The following is a 15,494-nucleotide window of genomic DNA, read 5'->3' as shown; positions in this document are numbered from 1 at the left end:
CCGCAGGACGGAGTTGGCAGACCACGCTACGAAGCACTTGGAGTCAGCCTTCACGGAGCCTCCGAGGCTCGAGTGCACTTGGCCATTGAGTTCCGCCATCCCGCAGAGTCCATTCGGGCGGAGCACAAGGATCACGCGATGAGAACAGACAACCACGCATATTGGGATGGCGCCGCCAATGCAGTTGTCGTCGAGCATCTGACGGTGTGCGACAAGGACGTAACTCGCGAAGCGAGCCGCTGGACCACCGGCGAACGAGGCCCCGTCGTCGAACACGAGATGCTAGTCGGCGCCGATCTTTCGGAGTTCGTCACCGAGGCCATAAAGATAGGCGCACATGCGTTGTCCGCCACTGGGCAGTCGCAAGACGCGCATGCCCTCGAGAGGATGTTAAAAGAGGTGGGAGAGAAGGCCTCCCACTCGACCAATAAGGCGGCCGAACACACTGAACGAGCAGTCAGGGATGCTACGGAGACCGTCGTCAAGGCCGCAGCCGACGCGAAAAGAGCGATCGTGGAGGCCGACGAGGCGAGTCGCAAAGAGTTCACCAAATCGGTAGCCGCGGCGAAGGCCGATCTGAACGAGGCGATCCGGTCGACGTTCGGCGGTGAGCACCCTGAACTGCTCGACCGCTTACAACCGCTTCTCGACGGGTTTAGCACCACGCTGGACGCCCGGAGCAAGTCCAGCATCGCCGAGGTAATGGAGAAAGCAGTCAAACAGTTCGATCCGAGCGACCCGACGTCGCCGATGGCTAAGCACACTGCCGGATTCGAGGCTCGTCAACAGCAGCTGGTTCAGCAGATCGACAAGAACCACGATGTCGTATTGCAGAAGATCGATGACCTCTCAACGGCCCTGAAAGTGCAAGAAGCGCGAACCACGCTCAGCAAGGTGACGCCGATCAAAGGGGACACCTACGAGAACGAGGTGAACAACGTACTGTCGTCGATCGCCGCGGGGCTCGGCGACGAATATATCGACACGCGCGCGATCGTCGGTGCGGTACCGCGGTCGAAGAAGGGCGACGGTCTCCTCACCATCGACGGCGGATCCGCGCGCGTCGTCGTCGAAATGACGGACTCGGCTCGCGTGGGGTGGGCCGAGTATCTCGAGGAAGCGGAGCGCAATCGCCACGCCGGCGCGGCACTCGGCCTCGTCCGCACCGTAGAGCAAAACGGAGGGTTTTCGATCCGGACGCTCGGAGCGCGTCGAATCGTCCTGGCCTACGATCCGACGTCCGATGATCCCGACCTGGTTCGGACGGTGGTGATGCTGCTACGCGCTGCCGCCCTGTCGTCCAACTCACGCCGCGGCGGCGAGCAGATCGTCACAGCCGAGGAGAAGATTTCAGAGGCTGTCGCGCAGCTCGATAAGATCGACGACATTAAGAAGGCCGCCGGGTCGATTCACAAGAATGCTGACAAGGTGGAAAGCGCCTGTACGGCAATCCATTCTGGCATCGAGCGGCTTCTTGCGGACGCACTGGCAGCGTTGACCCACGCAAGGGGCGGCGTCGCTGCGGATACTGCGGCGAATGCGGTCGCCTAACATGACCGACGATCGTGCGTCCGATTCTCTCCTCGCCGCGTTGGCGAGGACCCGTATTCCAGCCGAGAATCATGAGTTCATAAGGCGATTCACCACCGCGGTAGGCATCGTGAAGTACACCGCCGTAGTCAGATCCGGCAAGCCGTATGTAAAGGCCGTGAGGCGGGATGGGCGGCCGGATCTCCACATCTACTTTGGGTACACGACCGGATTCACCTCCGAGGAAGAGATTGTCCGTGTCGCCGGGGTCGGAGCCGGACGGGCGCCCAGTTCGCGCAAGGGAACTTGGTATGTAGAGCACCCGATCAATCGCGTCCGCCCCGGTGGTGAGCGCTCTCGCAGTGTCCGGCGCGGAGCAGATTACTGCTGCGTTTGCGGCATGCAGCTGCCGCTGACTGGTAAGTGCGGCTACTGCGACTAGAAGGCCATTGCACGTCGAACGTATTGGGAGACGAAGAGTAAATGAAGAATACAGCCGCCGACCGTGCGGGTCGCACCGACGACGAGTGGGATGAATTGGCTACCGCGGCGGCCGAGATATTGCTAGAACAGGGGCGACGTCCTGATCCCAGGATTACGTACTCGGACCTCAATCAGTCTCTAGGTGAGCGGACGGGCTTGACTCCGTTCCGACTCGATACTGAACAAGGACGGTGGGCAATTGGAGCGTTGCTCGCGGAGGTCAACGAGCGGACCCTCCCCGAGATCGAAGGGTTGTTGGGACGCAAAGCGCTGCTGAGTGCGCTCGTCTGGCTGAAGGGTGGGGGCGACCTTGGTGGCGGCTTTTACGACTACGCGTGGCAGAAAGGCATGCTCAAGTCCCGCACCTCTGACGCCAAGCTGGTGTTTGTTAGTCAGCAAATTCACCTCATCACTAATTACTGCAACCGTATGGGCTGAGTGTGCGCTATTCGTACCGACCGGCTGGTCGAACGCGTTGACACCCGGCGTCGCCGCTACCAAGGAACCAACTAGGCTTTCGCGGCGGATAACCGATCACTCAGAGCAATGCCGGTAGCGACGAAAGATGCAGAGCTAGGCATCACAAGCACACCTTTCACAGCGATAACAACCGCCGGGCAAATCGCGAAGCCCCCTGCCCACAACACTATTCGCTTTCGGCTGGCAAGTGCCTACCTGATGAAGATCCGCGCCGACACGACCGTTCTCGCGCCCAAGTTGTCGGCGTCGTGCCTTATGTTGAAGCCCCGGCACGGACGCATTGAATAGAGGAACGCAGGTGCACGATGACAACGCGGGGCTTTCGGCTACCGACCTGCTCGAGCTCAACCGCGACCTGCAGGGCTCCCGCGCAATACGCCTCCTCGCCACGACCAACCTCAGCCTCTACGCCACACTCATGGAGCGCCACCTCGCTGACGGCGCCGTCCCCGAGACCGAGCTCGTCGTCCGCCTTGAACGCGACCTGCAAGACCTCGACGACCCCCAGTCCGGCCTCGCGCTCATCAAGTCCTGGGCCGCCCAGGGCTGGCTGCACCGCATCGTCGACGAACGCCACGACACCAACGTCTGTTACTTGACCCAGGACGCCCGCCGCGCGCTCGATTTCCTAAGAACCATGCGTCGCCAGGACACCATCGCCACCGGCGGCTCCATCACCGGCATCGCCTCGCGCCTCAAGCAAGTCGCCGTCAAAGTCGACAACGACCCCGCCCGCATCCGCAAGCACATCGAAGCCGAAATCGCTTCTCTCCATGAGGAACTCGACCAACTCGACACCGGCCAACGCCCCCAACCCGACGTCACCGACTGCTACGACGAGGCCCGCGCCATCGCCCTGCAGATGGAACGCCTCATCACCGACATCGGCCAATACGGCACCATGATCGAGCAGGCCACCGCCGCGCTCGACGAGCCCATCGACACCAACACCGAGTACCGCGACCGCCAGCGCCAGATGTACACCGACTACCAGGCCGCCTGGGACTCCCAGGGCCGCGACTCCCACCGCGCCTTCCTGCGCATGATCAACGACCCCGACCAACGCGCCGAGTTCGAAGCCGACGTCGCCGCCGTCGCCGAAGCGCTGCCCGCCCTCGACCCTGCCCTACGCAAGGTCATGGCCGGCTTCTTCGAACTCGTCGGCCACCAGATCGACGAAGTCGAACGCATCCAGCAGCGCTGCGCCCAGCGCGTCAAACGCTTCACCGCCTTCGGCACCATGGAACAGAGCCGCGGCGTCGCCCGCCAACTCAACGACGCCATCGGCGCCGCCCGCGCCCTCCTCAAATCGAGCTTCACCGACTCCCGCCTCGACATCGACGTCCCGCTCGCCCGCCACGCCATCAGTTCCATTGGCGCCCTTGGCTTTAGGATCGGCGACCTGTCCAACCCCAAGCCCGCCAAGCCCGGCGACACCGAAGTCGACCTCACCAGCTTCGCCGCGCTGACCACCCAGGTCGACGCCCCCGCCATGTCCGACATGCTCAACCACGCCATCACCTCCGGGCCCGTGAGTCTGCCCGACGCCGTCGCGATGCTCGATACCGCCTATCTCGGCCACGTCATCGTGCTGTGGTCCTGGGCCCTGAAGCAGCCAAACGCCGACGCCGCCGAGGAAACCACTGTCCGCTTCCGCTCCCTCGACGGCCGCGACCGCGAAATCGCCGTTCCCCGTTTGACATTCACCGAACCCATCACCACCCTCGCCGGAGCAGCGACGTAACCCGGTCAGGTCCCGCGATCGATCGAGTCGAAAACCGTCAGCGACTGCTCGAACGGTTCGGACGTCACACCCAACTGGTTGCCGAACGGATGGTCGAGCCAGAACACGACGAAAAGCAGCAATCCGAGCAGTACCGCGACCGCGCTCAGCAGCCCCAGATGCGCCCGCGTGCTGCCCAGCCGCATGAAACCGCCGAGCCCCAGCAGCACGACACCGCCGAAGAGCAGCCCCGTCCACAGCAGCCCAGGTATTCGAGGTTTGGCGTCCAGGATTCGCTGATTGCGCTGCGACGCCAAGGTGCCCAGCTGGTCTAGAAACTTCTGGCTGATCGGGCTGCTCGCGACACTGGACTTCTCGCTGCCGAGCAGTCGGTACATGTCGTTGAGTGCGTCTCGCGCGCTTTCGGTTCCGGTGCGGGCGCGTATTGCGCTGGCCCATTCGGGCCCAGAGACCGCGTCTGCGTACTTGCGCAGCAGCACCCGCATCTGGGTCTGCTCCGGGACCGGCATGCCGACGGTCTGGCGGTACATCGTGATCAACGTCGACGCCTCGTTGGACACATTGGTCTCCGCGGACGAGAACTGCTCCCACGCCACCACGATGACGAATCCCAACAGTGCGCCATACACCAGGCCGACACACGTCAGGAACGGTGACAACGCTCCGTTGTGTCCCTCGCTCACCGGGTCTGGGAGCGTGCGGTTCGCCAGCCATACGGCCGCGGCCGCGACCGCCACCGCCGCGATAAGCGACAAGGCCAGCAGCACCCACAGACCCGCGATCCCGAAGTCGCCCACGGCTTACCCCCACATGTCAGAAGCATCTGGATACCCCCAGTACACGCTCGTTAGTCGCTCCGAGGCTGGCGAATCGGCCGTCTGCCCACGTAGCCGGTGGTAGGGAAGATGGATGGATCTTGCGAGTTGGAGCGTGGGCCTTGCGCTCATCGTGCTCACCATCGCGATCCATACCACCGCGGTGGTGGTGATGGCCTTCGGTCTGGAAGCCAGAATTCGGGTCCGTGCCGACAAGCCCACGGCCGAGCGGCTGCGCGCGGTCCCGACGATGATCGGCCACATAGGCGCTGTCGCGCTGATCTTGGCCGCACTGCACGGGGTCGAGGGTTTCCTGTGGGCCCTGGCGTATTGGGGCCTCGGCGCCCTGGACTCGGTGACGGATGCGTCCGTCTACGCGCTGGCCACCATGACGACGTTCGATGTACCGGGATTGGCGGTGCCCACCCGATTCCAGATGCTGAGTGCGCTCCAAGCGGTGAACGGTGTGCTGCTGTTCGGCATCAGCACGGCGTTCCTGTTCGCGGTGCTACAGGTCCAATGGCGGCTGCTGTCCCACCGCTACGAAATAGTGGCCAACCGCCAACCCAAACACTGAGCTGCTGGCAACATAGGCATCAGATTTCACAGCGGCACCACCAGCCGCCGAATGATCGCAATGCCTTGGGAGCGCGGACATTCCGCTGACGTCGGCAAACGCTGAGACCTCGAATTTCTGCGCCGACACGACCCCGTCCCGCGCCGGAGATGTCGGCGCCGTGGCCTATGTTGGGGCGTCCGACCAATTACAAAGCGAGGAACGCAGGTGACCACGACCGAGCAGGACGCCGACTTCGCTGCTTTCTCCGATCTTCCCCAGGTCGACCAGCACGCGCGCCCGCCGGTCCAGCGCCGCCCGCGCTTCGACGGCGACGTCTCCGAACTACCCGACCGCGCGTGCTGGGCCCTGCAGCATCTGCTCACCCGCCGCTACATCAGCGCCGAGGCCGACGCCGACGTCTACAGCTGGGTCCTCGAGTACCGCAAAGAGCTGTCCGTCCGGCTGTCCGAGCTCGACCTGCTGCTGCGCATCGTCGACGGCACCGACGTCGCGTTCGTCGAACAGGCCCGCTACGAATCCGCAAGGGGCATCAAGCTTTTGCGCCGCGAGCCGCTCGGCACCTACGACTCGATCCTCGCCCTGCACCTGGCCCAGATGATGCGCGCCAACGCCGGGCAGGCCGTCGTCATCAGCCGCGACGAGATGCACGGCCTGTTCTCCGGCGTGCTCAACGACACCGATCGCGATGCCGTCACTTTCGCCGCCCGCATCGACGGCGCCATCGCCCGCCTCACCGGCCTGGAGATCCTCCGCAAGACCCGCGACGACGAGGACAGCTACACCATCTCCCCCGTCATCACCGCCGTCATGACGGCCTCGGTCATCACCGAACTCCAGCAGCAGTTCGAACAACTCCTCAACGGCGGCGCGCCGGCAGAAGAAGAGGTCGAGGACCCGGACGACTGAGCCCCTGTGACAGCCTGGCAGCTGACTGACGAAAAGCTGTGAGAGAGGGCATGTTTCCGCTGTTCAAAATCCGGTACCGCCGGTACGCATAACTGGCATCAAACCCGGGTAGCCGACGGACACCGACACCGCCGTCACATCCGGGGAGAGTTCATGCCAGAAGTCCAGTTGCACCACGACGGGCATCCAATGTATCGCCGCATGGTCCGCTTCGACTGGTCGCAGACACCGCTGCACTGGGTGCCCGACGACCCGTTCACCACGCACATGATCAACGTCCTGCACCTCCTGCTTCCCGAGGGCGAACGCCACTTCATCAAAGCCGTTCTGGAGGCGTCGTCACTGGTCGAGGACCCAGAGCTGGAAGCGGCCATCAAACCGTTCGTCCAGCAGGAGTCCTGGCACGCCTGGGCGCACCAGGTCGTGCTGGACCATCTCGCCGAGCAGGGCATCGACACCAAGGCCTACACCGACCGCCTCGGACGCCACCTGTCGGCCATGCTCGGCGACCCGCCGAAGTTCTTCCCGCCACCGCTACGCCGGTGGTGGCTCTATCGCCGGCTGGCCGACGTGGCCGCCCTCGAGCACTTCACCGCGATGCTGGGGCAGTGGGTGCTGAAAAACCGCGCCCTTGAGGAGGCCGGTGCCGACCCGATGATGCTCGACCTGTTGCGCTGGCACGGCGCCGAGGAAGTCGAACACCGCTCGCTGGTCTACGACGTCTATCAACACGTCAGCGGCAACTACTTCATCCGCGCCTTCTCGATGCTGATGACCACGCCACTGTTCGTCGGCTGGTGGATTGCCGGGGCGCGCTACTTGATGGCCGCCGATACAAGCATCGACCAGAAGTGGCGCTGGCGTGACTGGACGCGGGCCGCGCGCAAGGGTCTGCTGCCCGGATGGTGGACGCTGCTGCTGTCCGCGCCGCTGCGCTACCTGCGGCCCGGCCACCATCCCAACCAGGAAGGCGACACCCAGATGGCCATCGACTACCTCGAGTACTCGCCGGCCGCCAAAGCGGCACGCGAACGCGCCAGCGCTCGGCAACGACCTCAGGGCGCGGAGATGACCAGCGGCCAGCAGATCGCCGATACGAAAGAGGTTGCAGCTCAATGAAAGTAGCAGTCGACCTTGATACCTGTGACGGCAACGGCGTCTGCATGAGCATCTGCCACGAAGTGTTCGATGTCCGCGAAGACGGCCTGCATGTGCTCGACGACCATCCGAGCGATGACCTGCGCCAACAGATCATCGGTGCGCAAGTGTCGTGTCCCACCCAGGCCATCACGGTGGAGGACTAGCCGTATGCCTACCGACCTTCGCGACATCGTCGTTGTCGGGGCGGGGATCGCGGGGATGCGCGCCGCGGAAACGCTGCGGAAGGAAGGCTACGACGATGCGCTGACCATCGTCGGCGACGAATGGCACGCCCCCTATCACCGTCCGCCACTGTCCAAGAAACTGCTCAGCGGGCAGATCCAACGGGCAGGCATTGACCTGGCTCCCCAGTTCGATCTCGACGCTCGCGTCCTGCGCGGTGCGTCGGCACGCAGACTGGATCCGTCGTCGCGCACCCTAGAACTCGACGACGCCGGCACGCCACTGTCGCTGCAGTACGACGGCCTCGTCATCGCCACGGGCGCCACCCCGCGCGCCTGGCCTGGTGGCGAGGTGCCCGACGGGGTGATGTTGTTACGCACCGTCGACGACTGCCTCGCCATCCGCGAGCGGCTCGCCGGCCGTGCCCGCGTGGCGGTGGTCGGCGGCGGGTTCATCGGCGCCGAGGTCGCCGCGACGTGCCGGATGCTCGGGCTCGACGTCGCACTGATCGAACGCAGCGACGGTCTTCTGTTCTCGGCGCTTGGCCCCGAAATGGCTTCGTGCTGGGCGCAATTGCACAAGATGCACGGCGTCGACGTGAGGATCGGCGCACACGTCGACACGTTCGCGGGTAACGGACGCGTCGAAGGCGTGCGACTCAAGGACGGTTCACAAATCGCGGCCGATCTCGTCATCGTCGGCTTGGGCGTCACCCCGGCGACCGAGTGGCTCGACGGGTCCGGACTGCCTATCGACGACGGCCTCGTCTGCGACGCGACTGGAATCGTCGAGGGTGGCAGCGGCGTCGTCGCCGCAGGTGACGTCGCGCGCTGGTGGCACCCGCGCTACGAGCGCCACCTGCGGGTCGAGCACTGGGACCACGCCGGGCGCCAAGGCGAGGCCGCGGCAAGAACCCTGCTTGCCGGTCCCGACAGCGCCGACACCTACGACGAGCTTCCGTATTTCTGGTCCGACCAATATGACGTCAAGCTCCAGATGCTCGGTGTGCCAACGGATTACGATTCGTTCACCGTAGTCGACGGACAGCCAGACGAGTGGAGGTTCACTGCCGCCTACGGCCGCGATGGCCGCACCATCGCGGTGCTGTCCACGATTCCAGGACGCGTGCTGGCCTATCGCAAGGCGATCAGTGACGGTGCAGCCTTTCCCCCTCGGGCAAACGGCGAAAGCCCAACTGAGACTGACGAAGACGACAACTGACCGTCTCAAAGATTCCTGCTTTGAAGCCAGGCGCGGATTGCCTGAACAAGCTCCGCCTTCCGTTCCAGTGGCAGCCAGTGTCCCGCGGGAAGACTCACCATGGTGAGGTCTGTGCAGGACGCGCGCATCGGATCACCTTGGCGATTGCCGGTGATGCTGCAGATGACATCCCATTCACCGTTGACGAACAGGACCGGGTGCGACAGGAGTCCGCCGTTGGGAGCGGTGGCCGCGTAGGCGACGTTGGCTTCGTCGTTCGTGTACCACGCGCAGGGTGGGCCAAAGCCATGAGTCTCATAAGCCTGCACCAGCGCGTCGAAGTCCGCTGGAGGCCACAGCGCTGGGTGGGGTTCAGTCGGCGGAGCGCGGTGCGCGGAACCGAAACGGCCTCCGTTGCGCGTGACCACCGCGGTGGGCGACGGAGTTCCGATGGCATCCGGGTCGCCCGGCCGATAGATCGAGGCAAGAGTTGCTGCGCGATCGGCGTCGAGGTCAGCGACAGCCGCGCCGAAATTCGTTGTGTAGTAACGGTAGTAGTCCCACTGGCCATCTGGATACTGGTCTGTCGGGTATATCGTTCGGTCGACTAGTGACACGAGCGTGGCCAGACTGTTCGCCCTTGGGAAGTATGCCCACGAAGTCAAGACGATGCCGCGGCAACGCTCGGGTTCGTGGGCGGCCATCGCGCCTACGACGATGCTGCCCCAGTCGTGGCCAACCCAGATCGCAGCCTCGCCGCCAAGGTGGTCATGGAGCTCTGCCATGTCGGTTACCGCTGACTCGATGGTGTAGGCAGAGTTGAGTGTTGGGACAGACGAGTCGCCGTAGCCGCGGAGATCGGGAGCGATGCAGCGCCATCCATCGGCCGCGAACGCATTCATCTGTGCGCGCCACGTCAAGCCGATTCCCGGCCAGCCGTGGAGGAAGATCATCAGCGGTCCGTCTGCCGGCCCGGACTCGAGGTAGTGGGTCGTGTGCCGAGGCGTTCCGAAATGGCGCGAAACCAATGTCGAGACAGCGTCCGGCCCACTGTCAGTTCCGCGCCGCGCTTGCACGGCGCCTGCAACCATCGCAACGACAACGAGAGTGACTTCCAACGCCCCGTATGTGACCGCTGTTGACTTCAGCCCGAATCGCCCTACCGCGAACCCGGCAGCGAGCGCCGGCACACTGAATGCGAGGTAGCTGACGATGTATGTCGTCGCAAAAACCTGCCCGCGCTGGGCGATCGGCGCTGCCTCGCCGAGCGCGTTGATGGCGTATTGGAATGCCGCGCCGAAGCCCAGCCCCGCGATGACCGATCCGACCACGTAGAGCGGCAGTGAGCTCATCAACATCGCTGCGACAGTGAGCAGGACACCCAGCATGAGACTTACGTAGCCGAACCACTGGCGCCGTTGCGTGGCAAGGACTGTCGAGACTGCGGCGCCCACTGTTCCCGCGGCGAAGAGAGCTCCTATCACGATGCCGACGACGAAATGGCTGCGCAGGTGAAAGACAGTGCCAAGTACGGACGAACCGAGCGACAGATACAGTCCCGCGAGCGCCCACGTCGCGGCGATTGACGGCACAAGGGCTAAGAAGAGCGGTCGCGTGCTGCGCGGAAGGGCGATGCTCGGCCGAAGTGATCGCCAGATCGACTCCCGCGATGTCGACTCAGGGCGAGACCGTTCGGGCATCAACCACACGAGCGCGGCGAGTAACAGATAGGCAATGGCGAGCACCCAGAACACGAGTTCGGTTGGCAACGGGGCGAATTCAACCAGAGCGCCGGAGAGGACCGCCCCGATCACGATTCCTAGCGAAGGGACCGCACTGCTGACGATCGAGCCCGCCCGCGGGTTTACTGCCGAATCGATGATCATGGCCGTGGTGGTCGCGGTCGCAGCGCCGACGGCGAAGCCCTGCACGATGCGCGCAACGATCAGGTCGACGGGACCGCCTGCGTTCGCGAACAGCAGCATTCCCAGCGTGAGAAGCACCAGGCTGCCCGAGGCGACAGGACGACGCCCAACCCGGTCGGACAGCGAGCCGACGGTAAGCAGCGCAGCGAGCAATGCGAAGACATAGACGGCGAAGATCAGCGTCAGCGTGAACGCGGAGAAGCCCCACATCTGCTGATAGACGGGGTAGAGCGGGGACGGCGCTGCGGCGGCGGTGAGTGTGGCGGCACCGGCGGTGCCGGCAACCAGAAACGACATTCGACGGCTGAGCACAACACTCCCCTAAAGAGAACTTCTTTGCTTTTAGCACAGTAGGGCGTCGGCCTTGCTTAAAGCAAATATTTTTGCTTATGATCTGTCGTGTCGCAGAGGTCAGCCGCGAGTCGTCCAGGAGGGCGCAGCAGTCGGGTGCTGACCGCGATCTACACGGCGGTCGGCGAGCTCGTCGGCGAAGGTGCCGACAAGATCAGCTTTCCCCTCATTGCGGAACGGGCCGGTGTCAATCCGACGACGTTGTACCGGCGTTGGGACGACGTCAACGCACTGCTCGAGGAGGTTGCGGTCGCTGCCCTGACGCGAAGCTCCGAGTCACCGCCCGACACCGGCTCTTTGAAAAGAGACTTGACGGAGTGGGCAGAGATCATCGCTCGCGACATCACCCGCCCGGAGCGCACCCGCTATCTGCGAGCGACGGTGTCGGCGCGCGTCGAGGTCGTGTCGCGTTGCCCCGTCATGGAGACGCGTCGTGAGCAGGCGTTGGAGATGGTGCAGCGCGCCCGCGAACGAGGCGAGAGCACCCCGACCGTCCCCCAGATCCTCGACCACGTCATTGCCCCGCTCTACCACCGCGTCGCGTTCGCGCTTGAAGTCGAACCCGGATACCCGCGGCAACTGGTCCGCGACGTGCTCGCCATGGCCCGTTGAGTCGGTTCCGACGATCCTCCTGAGCCTCATCAGCCTCGTGTTTCGCACTAGTTCAATCAGCTTACAGCGTCGCGCCAACAAGGCCCCGACACTCCCCCGTCGCACCCAAGATCTGTCGTCCCCGTGCCCTATGTTGGAGCGTCGATGAGAACCGAGGAAGCCTTTGATGACGACTGAGCAGTTTCACCTGTCCCGACTGCAGGTCATCAACTGGGGCGTCTTCGACGGCTACCACTCCATCCCGTTCAGCAGCGGCGGCGCCCTGATCGCCGGCGCCTCCGGCAGCGGCAAATCTTCACTGCTGGATGCCATTTCGCTCGGCTTCCTGCCGTTCAACCGCCGCAACTTCAACGCCTCCGGCGACAACACCGCCGCCGGGTCGAGCGCGGGCCGCCGCACCGTCGACAAGTACGTTCGCGGCGCCTGGGGCCAGCGGTCAGATGGCGGCACCAGCCGGGTGATGTATCTGCGCGGCGACGGCACCGCCTGGTCGGCGGTCGCGGTCACCTACGCCAGCGACTCCGGACGCACCGTCACCGGCCTGGTGCTCAAGTGGCTGACCGGTGAGTCTCGCAACGACTCCTCGAGCCGATTCGTGCTCGGCGACGGCGACCTCGACATCGAGGACGTCTGCAACCGCTGGGCCGCGGGCCGCTTCGACGCGGCCGTCTTCAAAGAGGACTGGCGGTTTTCCACGAAGGTCGAGTCGCAGTACCTCGCGCAGCTGTACGCCACCATCGGCATCCGCGCCTCCGACGCCGCCCAGCAGCTGCTCGGCAAAGCCAAGTCACTGAAAAGCGTTGGCGGACTTGAGCAATTCGTCCGCGAGTTCATGCTCGACGAACCCGACAGCCTGGCCCGGCTGCCCGAGGCACTCAAGCAGATCGACCCGCTGGTCGAGGCCCGCGAACTGCTGGCCGTCGCGCAGAAGAAGCGCAAGATCCTCGGCGACATCGAGACCATCCAGCAGCGCTACGCCTCCGAGTCGTCGGACCTCGGCATCATCGACCTCGTCGACGCGCCGATGGTGCGCGCGTATACCGATCACGTCCGGCTGGCGCAGTGCCCCGCCCAGATCGCGACGCTCGACGGCACCATCGACCAGCTCGAGAACGAGTACGAGGACGTCACGCGGTCACTGAATCTCGCTAAGGCAGAAGCGGATTCGCTCAACGCGCAGATCAGCGGCTCCAGCGCGAACATTGCTCCGCTGCAGTCCCAGGTGACGGCCGCCGAGACCGAGGCCGAGCAGGTCGAGCGCCGTCGCGCCGCCTACGAAGACCTGCTCAACGCGCATGACATCGAGGTCCCGGACACCGCCGACGAGTTCTGGAACCTGCGTGAGGACCTGCTCGCCCAGGCCACCGAGATGCTGGCCAAGGTCGAACGCAACCGCGAGGCGTCCACCGACGCGGAGTATGCGCAGAAGTCCGCCCGCATCGCCCGCGACGACGCTGCCAAGGAACTCAAGCGTGTCGAGCACGTCGGCTCCGCGCTGCCGGAGTTCGCGCTCGCGATGCGCGACCACATCTGCGCTGAGGTCGGTGCCGACGCCAGCGAGTTGCCCTACATCGCGGAACTGCTGGACCTCAAGTCCGACCAGACCCGCTGGCGCACAGCCGTCGAGAAGGTGTTGCGCGGCGCGGGCCTGCGCCTGCTCGTGCCCGACCAGCACTGGGAGAAGGTGCTGCGGTTCGTCAACGAGACCGACATGCGCGGGCGACTGCAGCTGCACCACGTGCGGGCGAAGCTCCTTGGCGCCGAGCCCGTCGAGCCCGAGCCGAATACGTTGGCGGGCAAGCTGTTTGCCGTCGATCCTTCGCATCCCTGCGCGGCCGAGGCCGTCGACGTCATCACCAACGCCGGTGACCACGTCTGCGTCGACACGCCCGATGTGTTCGACCGGTTCCGTCGCGCCGTGACCGACACCGGGCTGTACAAGGACTCCGACCGGCTGGCCATCAAGGACGACCGGCGCCCGGTCAAGCAGTCCGAATATCTGTACCAGGGCGATGTCACCGCGAAGATCAACGCGCTGACCGTCGAGCTGGCTGCCGCCGAGGAGGCCTACCAAAAGGCCCGACGGGTCGCCGACGACATCGCCGCGCAGCGCCAGCAGTGGCGCGACCGCGCGGCGGCGTGCAAGGCGATCTGCGAGCAGTACCCGCAGTGGAGCCAGATCGACACCGAGACCGCCGACGGGCACGCCGAGCGGCTGCGCGAGCAGTACGAGCTGCTGATGGCCGAGAACCCCGACCTCGACGCGCTCAACGCCCGCGCCGACGAATGTTGGTCGCAGATACAGAAATTCATGACGCGTCGCGGTGCGATCCAGACCCGACGTGACGCACTCGATGAGCGCCGCACCCGGCTGATGGAACTGGCCGAGCGGCTGTCACCGGCGTTCGTGTCCGAGCCGCTGACCGAGCTGCTGAACCGCTACGCCGCTGCGCTTCCCGTCTCGCTGGAGTTGCTCGATCCCGAACCGCACCGCGACGCGTTGTTCACCGCGATCAAGAAGGAACGCGAGCAACTGCGTGAGAGCCGGCGGCGCTCTTACGACGAACTGGCGCGCATTCTCAACACGTTTGACACGTCATTCCCCGACGCGATCCCGAACGACAGCGATGATTTCGATGAGCGCGTGCACGACTACGTCGCGCTGTGCAAGCACATCGATGAGCGCGAACTGCCCGAGGCCTACGAGCGGATGATGCGATTGGTCACCGAGCAGGCGCCCGACGCGATCCTGACGCTGCATCGCGTCGCCGAGCAGGAGGCGCGGCGGATCAGCGACCAGATCGACCGCGTGAACACGGGTTTGGGTGCGGTGGAGTTCAACCGGGGCACTCGGTTGACGTTGCGGGCGACGCCGCGGCATCTCCCGGCCGTGGCCGAGTTGACCGAGATTGTGCGGTCGATCTCGCGCCGCATCGCGGAGGTCGGGTTGGGCGACAAGCAGGCGATCCTCGACCAGTACGCCGACATTCTGCGGCTGCGCAACAGGCTGGCGTCGACGGCGCCGGAGGACAAGGCGTGGACGCGGGACGCGCTGGATGTGCGCAATCGGTTCACGTTCGACTGCGCGGAGTGGGACGTGGCCAACGACGAGTTGATCCGCACGCACAGCAATGCGGGCGACAACTCCGGTGGCGAACAGGAGAAGTTGATGGCGTTCTGCCTCGCGGGCGCGCTGAGCTTCAACCTGGCGAGTCCCGAAAGTACCGACAACAAACCAGTTTTCGCGCAGTTGATGCTCGATGAGGCGTTCAGCAAGTCGGATCCGCAGTTCGCGCAGCAGGCGCTGCAGGCGTTCCGCAAGTTCGGCTTCCAGCTGGTGATCGTCGCGACGGTGCAGAACGCCACGACGATTCAGCCCTACATCGACAGTGTGGTGATGGTGTCGAAGACCGAACCGACGGGCCGTAACGCTAGGCCGGTGGCGTCGGTGGCGACGAGGACGATCTCGGAGTTCACCTCGCTACGACAAGAGATGCGGGCGAAGGATCGGGTGCCTGCCGGGGTGTGACGCTCTGATCGTGGGT

General features: G+C 64.7%; 12 protein-coding genes. 10 read left to right on the top strand and 2 right to left on the bottom strand.

Features of this window, described 5'->3' with window-relative positions; all coding sequences use genetic code 11:
* The first annotated feature begins 138 nt into the window (after positions 1 to 138).
* The 3 genes from J3E61_RS14160 to J3E61_RS14150 all read left to right on the top strand — a co-directional run bounded on the left by J3E61_RS14160 (position 139) and on the right by J3E61_RS14150 (position 4,237).
* The gene (locus J3E61_RS14160; RefSeq protein ID WP_210085553.1) at positions 139 to 1,551 is read left to right on the top strand and encodes a Fis family transcriptional regulator; all 1,413 of its coding nucleotides are present in this window, start codon (positions 139 to 141) and stop codon (positions 1,549 to 1,551) included.
* A 462-nt stretch (positions 1,552 to 2,013) separates the two neighbouring features.
* Positions 2,014 to 2,451 carry a hypothetical protein gene (locus J3E61_RS14155; RefSeq protein ID WP_210083979.1) on the top strand — a complete coding sequence of 146 codons (438 nt, stop codon included), beginning with the start codon at positions 2,014 to 2,016 and terminating at the stop codon, positions 2,449 to 2,451.
* 340 nt (positions 2,452 to 2,791) lie between these two features.
* Positions 2,792 to 4,237, top strand: a complete 1,446-nt coding sequence (locus J3E61_RS14150) for a DUF3375 domain-containing protein (protein WP_210083978.1) — start codon at positions 2,792 to 2,794, stop codon at positions 4,235 to 4,237.
* Between the two features lie 5 nt (positions 4,238 to 4,242).
* On the opposite strand, the gene J3E61_RS14145 is transcribed toward J3E61_RS14150, so the two are convergent.
* Positions 4,243 to 5,034 carry a DUF4239 domain-containing protein gene (locus tag J3E61_RS14145; protein WP_210083977.1) on the bottom strand — a complete coding sequence of 264 codons (792 nt, stop codon included), beginning with the start codon at positions 5,032 to 5,034 and terminating at the stop codon, positions 4,243 to 4,245.
* Between the two features lie 112 nt (positions 5,035 to 5,146).
* On the opposite strand from J3E61_RS14145, the gene J3E61_RS14140 reads away from it, so the two are divergent.
* The 5 genes from J3E61_RS14140 (at position 5,147) to J3E61_RS14120 (ending at position 9,082) form a co-directional block, all read left to right on the top strand.
* Positions 5,147 to 5,629, top strand: coding sequence for a hypothetical protein (locus tag J3E61_RS14140; RefSeq protein WP_210083976.1), 483 nt, complete (start codon positions 5,147 to 5,149; stop codon positions 5,627 to 5,629).
* Between the two features lie 207 nt (positions 5,630 to 5,836).
* Positions 5,837 to 6,538, top strand: a complete 702-nt coding sequence (locus tag J3E61_RS14135) for a DUF4194 domain-containing protein (RefSeq protein WP_210083975.1) — start codon at positions 5,837 to 5,839, stop codon at positions 6,536 to 6,538.
* Positions 6,539 to 6,691: 153 nt separating this feature from the next.
* Positions 6,692 to 7,657 (top strand): metal-dependent hydrolase, encoded by a 966-nt coding sequence (locus J3E61_RS14130; RefSeq protein WP_210083974.1) that lies wholly within the window; start codon positions 6,692 to 6,694, stop codon positions 7,655 to 7,657.
* Positions 7,654 to 7,842, top strand: coding sequence for a ferredoxin (locus J3E61_RS14125; protein ID WP_192725290.1), 189 nt, complete (start codon positions 7,654 to 7,656; stop codon positions 7,840 to 7,842). Before J3E61_RS14130 ends, J3E61_RS14125 begins: the two co-directional genes overlap by 4 nt.
* 4 nt (positions 7,843 to 7,846) lie before the next feature.
* Positions 7,847 to 9,082, top strand: coding sequence for an FAD-dependent oxidoreductase (locus J3E61_RS14120; protein ID WP_210083973.1), 1,236 nt, complete (start codon positions 7,847 to 7,849; stop codon positions 9,080 to 9,082).
* 5 nt (positions 9,083 to 9,087) lie between these two features.
* Here J3E61_RS14120 and J3E61_RS14115 read toward each other — a convergent pair whose 3' ends face one another.
* Complete coding sequence (locus tag J3E61_RS14115) at positions 9,088 to 11,298, bottom strand: MFS transporter (RefSeq protein ID WP_210083972.1); 2,211 nt, start codon at positions 11,296 to 11,298, stop codon at positions 9,088 to 9,090.
* Between the two features lie 135 nt (positions 11,299 to 11,433).
* On the opposite strand from J3E61_RS14115, the gene J3E61_RS14110 reads away from it, so the two are divergent.
* On the top strand, positions 11,434 to 11,949 hold the full coding sequence (locus tag J3E61_RS14110) for a TetR/AcrR family transcriptional regulator (RefSeq protein ID WP_210085552.1): 516 nt from the start codon (positions 11,434 to 11,436) through the stop codon (positions 11,947 to 11,949).
* Positions 11,950 to 12,115: 166 nt separating this feature from the next.
* Positions 12,116 to 15,478 carry an AAA family ATPase gene (locus tag J3E61_RS14105; protein ID WP_210083971.1) on the top strand — a complete coding sequence of 1,121 codons (3,363 nt, stop codon included), beginning with the start codon at positions 12,116 to 12,118 and terminating at the stop codon, positions 15,476 to 15,478.
* Positions 15,479 to 15,494 lie beyond the last annotated feature (16 nt).

Origin of the sequence: Mycobacterium sp. OAE908 (assembly GCF_017872775.1) — a bacterium.
GTDB lineage: Bacteria > Actinomycetota > Actinomycetes > Mycobacteriales > Mycobacteriaceae > Mycobacterium.
This window is presented reverse-complemented; position numbering and strand designations above follow the sequence as displayed.

Excerpts from the sequence above, each read along its gene's own strand:
- J3E61_RS14130 (WP_210083974.1), top strand. The coding sequence starts at position 6,692 with ATGCCAGAAGTCCAGTTGCACCACGACGGGCATCCAATGTATCGCCGC.
- J3E61_RS14120 (WP_210083973.1), top strand. The coding sequence starts at position 7,847 with ATGCCTACCGACCTTCGCGACATCGTCGTTGTCGGGGCGGGGATCGCG.
- J3E61_RS14155 (WP_210083979.1), top strand. The coding sequence starts at position 2,014 with ATGAAGAATACAGCCGCCGACCGTGCGGGTCGCACCGACGACGAGTGG.
- J3E61_RS14125 (WP_192725290.1), top strand. The coding sequence starts at position 7,654 with ATGAAAGTAGCAGTCGACCTTGATACCTGTGACGGCAACGGCGTCTGC.
- J3E61_RS14105 (WP_210083971.1), top strand. The coding sequence starts at position 12,116 with ATGACGACTGAGCAGTTTCACCTGTCCCGACTGCAGGTCATCAACTGG.
- J3E61_RS14140 (WP_210083976.1), top strand. The coding sequence starts at position 5,147 with ATGGATCTTGCGAGTTGGAGCGTGGGCCTTGCGCTCATCGTGCTCACC.
- J3E61_RS14160 (WP_210085553.1), top strand. The coding sequence starts at position 139 with ATGAGAACAGACAACCACGCATATTGGGATGGCGCCGCCAATGCAGTT.